2 protein-coding genes and 3 pseudogenes are annotated in these 3,639 nt (G+C 39.5%); 2 read left to right on the top strand and 3 right to left on the bottom strand.

Going from position 1 to position 3,639, the window contains the following annotated elements; all coding sequences use genetic code 11:
• Window positions 1–119: 119 nt before the first annotated feature.
• Together WBA89_RS27585 and WBA89_RS27580 are read right to left on the bottom strand one after the other, a co-directional pair.
• Complete coding sequence (locus WBA89_RS27585; RefSeq protein WP_424410826.1) at window positions 120–560, bottom strand: helix-turn-helix domain-containing protein; 441 nt, start codon at window positions 558–560, stop codon at window positions 120–122.
• Between the two features lie 311 nt (window positions 561–871).
• Entirely contained in the window at window positions 872–1,639 is a 768-nt protein-coding gene (locus WBA89_RS27580; RefSeq protein WP_424410824.1) for a transposase, read from the bottom strand.
• Between the two features lie 116 nt (window positions 1,640–1,755).
• On the opposite strand from WBA89_RS27580, the pseudogene WBA89_RS27575 reads away from it, so the two are divergent.
• Window positions 1,756–2,472: pseudogene (locus tag WBA89_RS27575) on the top strand (IS1 family transposase).
• A 32-nt stretch (window positions 2,473–2,504) separates the two neighbouring features.
• Window positions 2,505–3,020 (top strand): annotated as a pseudogene (locus WBA89_RS27570) (IS630 family transposase); the annotation flags it as partial.
• Window positions 3,021–3,540: 520 nt separating this feature from the next.
• Here the strand turns inward: WBA89_RS27570 and WBA89_RS27565 are convergent.
• Window positions 3,541–3,639 (bottom strand): annotated as a pseudogene (locus WBA89_RS27565) (IS1 family transposase); the annotation flags it as partial.

Raw genomic sequence — 3,639 nt, 5'->3', positions numbered from 1 at the left:
GGTTGATTCGTTTTTTGCTAGTCACAACTGATTTGATTATGGCTCAACTGCTTGCCCGGTCAAGGTTTCATCCTATTTTACCTTTTTTTGTCTACCCCCTTGACAATTTGCACTTTTTCTTAACTTGTCACAAATGAACGTAGTCTCATTGCCTTCAAATACTCCCAACCTCGTTGTCTACTAACTGAACGTCCTAATAATTCACTCATCCAATTTGCAACTTTCTGTCCGTTCCAAAGCCCACCTTCAGTAGGAGGTGATTGTAGCGCTTGCCATAGTTGTGCTTGTTGTACATCATTCAAAAGTGTATCGGCACCTTGATGTTCATGCCTTTTATCTCCAAGTGATTTTGGACCAATGCGGTTATACCCCCAGACTAGTTCATAAATCCAACTGAGACTGTAACCAGTTATTTGTGAAACCTCTCGGCTACTTCTGCCAGATGCTAATAACCAGATAATTTGGTAATGACTTTTTTCAACAGGGTATGAAGCTTGACGGTAACGCTGTTGTAGTTCTGGTAACGATAGATGTGGCTCAATGCTAATACGTTTTGGCATTGTCAGATAGATGGGCTTACCTGACGTAGCCCTGTCAAGGTGACTGCCGAGCCTGGTCTAAAAGCCTTGCTGTAGAAAGATGACGGTGACGTGAGTCCACTATCAAAGGTGGTTTTTTCTTTTTGGGGGAACGTGGCTGCTTGAGGAAAGACTTCAAATTCACTTGCCCGGCCAAATCCAACAGAAAATCGGCTAATTGAGACAGGGACAAAGCCTTCAGATGTGTCCAATTATCAGGTTCACAGGCTATAGTCATACCCCGATAAGTCCCTTGAATTTCATCAACCAGGTAGAATTCTGAAAGACTCGACTCAATTTTTCCCAGACCATGTACACTGCCGAGAGATCTTCGCACCACAGCTAAAATATTGTAAGAAACTCTCTTCCAAACAGAAAGAAAATAAAGCAGCCTTGGGATAACCCAAGGTTTGAATTTCACCATCGAAATTCTTAGTAACTATTTGGAAGAGAGTTTCAACACTCCAACGCCCTCGATACAACTGAGCTACATTGGTCGCACTGGCAACAGTTTGAGGTAAACTTGTCAGTATGACAATTTCCCAATCGCCATCACGAGTAACTTTTTTCAATCGCAATACTACCCGTCGTACTTTCAAACAGCTACCCTCATAAGTGAGAGCAACTGTTTGTTCAAAAATAGAGCCTGTTTCTACATCACCTTGGAATTCCAATTCACTGATTGCTTGCTGTGGCAGACTTTTATGTTCTCGGATCAAAAAATCAGAAGAGGCTTTACAGATACCAAATAGAAACCCTTGTGTACACATATTGCGATCGGCAATCCATAATTCACCAGCTTTGACCCGCTGTAATACCGACTCAAATAAAGAACGTTCCTGAGCGTGACCATCCTCACAAGGAAACACATCAATCGCCATTCTCAAGTCTGGTTCAATTACGACCAAAGACTTACCGGGCAAAGCTTTTGCTGCATAGGGCTTCAGGGCTTCTAAACGATGATCTGTTGCAGCCAAACAGTTGCCATCAATGATTCTGAGTTGATAAGGAGCTAGTAACTTTGGTGGATCATCTCCCAGAAATTGCATCACAGTAGTCATAGAGGCAGCAGTTTCTCGTAACAATGCAGCACTAACATAGAGAAGAAAGGGTAGTCATGCATAGTCAGGATTACCTGTTATAATTTATTTATTCAATCAGCCTTAAGTTTTAGCTTATGAAATGTCCCAGGTGCAACTCTCAATATATTGTGAAAAATGGTCATACTCACAATGGCAAACAAAGTTTTAAATGTCAAGACTGTGCCAGACAGTTTGTTATTTCTCCCAGACATCAGCCGATTTCAGAAGAAACCAGAAAGCTGATAGATAGATCAACTTTTATTAGAAAGAATATCTCTGGCTGGAATTTGTAGGGCGACCGGGGTTTCACAAAGGTGGCTACAATACTATGTTAACAAAAAATTGGCAGCCGTCAAGAGAGAAGTAGAAGTGAAGTCAAAAAAAAAGGGGGAAGCTAACAATTCAATGTGATGAAATGTGGTCTTTTGTAGGGAATAAGGGTAACAAGCAATGGATTTGGTTGGCAATTAATGTCTTATCTAAAGAAATTGTAGGAGTATATATTGGCAAAAGAGATGAAAATGGTGCTCGAGAACTTTGGAATTCAATGCCAGCAGTATATCGTCAATGTGCTGTCAGTTATACAGACTTTTGGAGCGCTTAGGTCATAGTTTTTCCTAAAACAAGACATAGGGCAGTATCCAAGGATACTGGTAAGACCAACTATATAGAAAGATTTAATAATACCATGAGACAAAGAATATCTCGATTGGCGAGAAAAACTCTTTCGTTTTCTAAAAAACTCTCCAACCATATAGGCAGCTCTTTGGTATTTTTTTCATAGCTATAATGCCAATTTATCTATTAAATAAAACCCTAATTATCCTGACCATGCATGACTACCGAAGAAAGAATGAAATATTATAGAAATCTGAGAGAATTAATTAAAATTTATGGAAGTAAAAGTCTTGTATTCATTGATGAGTCAGGATTTGAGGAATTTGAAGGTTCTGTGTATGCCTGGGCAAAAAGAGGAAAGAAAGTCTATGGCGAAAGACCAGGAAAACGTGGAAAAATAGAAAATTTAGTAGCAGGAAGAAGAAAAGGAAAGAAGGACTTAATTGCACCAATGCTCTTTATGGGTAGTTTGAATGCAGAAGGATTTGAAGGATGGTTATCTTTATATTTGTTACCAGATTTAACAAGTCCATCTATATTGGTTATGGATCATGCACCCATTCATCGTAAGACGGTCATTAGACTATTGGTTGAGGAGGTCGGTCATCAGATGATATTTTTACGAAAATACTCTCCAGACTTAAATGATATTGAGCATAATTTTAGTGCATTAAAAAGAGCTAAAATGTATGCGTCTCCTGGCACATCTCTTGATGAAGTTATTCGTGCTTATTGTGCATGAAGAGTGTCTCATACTTATTTGAAATGACTATAGAGTCGAGTTGTTCTGTGTTCAATACTCGTTCCATTAAGCCTCGGACCATGACACTGACAGGACTGAGCTTGACAAATCGTTCAAAGATGGCATCTAACATTTACTTAGTCCTCCTAAATGCTGCAAGATGGCGTGAGCTAACAGCTTGCACCCTAGTCATAGAGAGCTTCAACCATTATACCGAGAGCCAAAAGTCGAAGAGAACGGCAACAGTCGCCGATCTAAGTTTACTCGTGGAGTTGTCAAGCTTTTCACGACTCGACCGTTTCCGTTCTTGTATTCACGAAAAATCCTGAATAAGGAACACCTTGACAGGGCTAGTTTTACAAAGGGTATACTTAGCTATTTTACTATGGTTGTACTACCGGACATGATATCATTCAAGATATCAGCTTGGCAACCGACAACATATTATTTCGGAAACAGAAATATTACTCGCCCTCAGTTGGGAAAACTTATGGCGTTGCTGAATCAAGGTATGATAAACTTATAGTGCAATCGCAGACAAGCGAAAATAATTTCTTTGATTTTGATACGGAACTGGAACATCTGCAAATTTTAGATAGTGAATTAGTAACTGAATTGA

It is taken from the genome of Microcoleus sp., from assembly GCF_049646505.1.
Classification (GTDB): domain Bacteria; phylum Cyanobacteriota; class Cyanobacteriia; order Cyanobacteriales; family Microcoleaceae; genus Microcoleus.
Note: the sequence above shows the minus strand (reverse complement) of the source record. Positions and strands in the feature narration are given on the sequence as shown.

Bases quoted from the DNA above. Each gene is read 5' to 3' on its own strand.
- WBA89_RS27580 (WP_424410824.1), bottom strand. From the start codon at position 1,639: ATGACTACTGTGATGCAATTTCTGGGAGATGATCCACCAAAGTTACTA.
- WBA89_RS27585 (WP_424410826.1), bottom strand. From the start codon at position 560: ATGCCAAAACGTATTAGCATTGAGCCACATCTATCGTTACCAGAACTA.